This is a genomic window from Loigolactobacillus bifermentans DSM 20003, assembly GCF_001434575.1.
GTDB lineage: Bacteria > Bacillota > Bacilli > Lactobacillales > Lactobacillaceae > Loigolactobacillus > Loigolactobacillus bifermentans.
In genome coordinates this window covers 1-351 of sequence record NZ_AZDA01000096.1, presented here as the reverse complement: position 1 = coordinate 351, position 351 = coordinate 1, and the positions used below count along the sequence as shown (strand labels likewise).

1 protein-coding gene is annotated in these 351 nt (G+C 41.6%); it reads right to left on the bottom strand.

Annotated elements, in window-relative coordinates; translation table 11 throughout:
* On the bottom strand, positions 1 to 351 hold a 351-nt coding region (locus FC07_RS11730), incomplete at both ends, for an IS30 family transposase (protein ID WP_157050152.1).

Below are 351 nucleotides of genomic sequence, written 5' to 3'. Positions count from 1 at the left end.
CCGATCTTTTAACCGGTATGCCCAAAGGAACCGTGATTTGCGATCGATTAAAGTTAATAAAACTGCCTTACTATGCCCACGAGGACCAACGACTGTATCTAGTTCAAAATCGCCGATGCGATTACGTTGATTAATCATCATGGGACGCTGTTCAATTGATCGCCCCAAAGATTGATTATATTTGGATCGTTGGTCAACGTTACGCCGTTGGCGTACGCCATGTTCAGGTAGATCATTCAAGGAGAAACCAATTCTCCCCTGATTTAGCCAATTATAAATAGATTTAGTAGCTAGTTTAAATTCGTGAGCAATCATTCCTGGTGACCAGCTTAGACGTAAATGGTTGAGAAT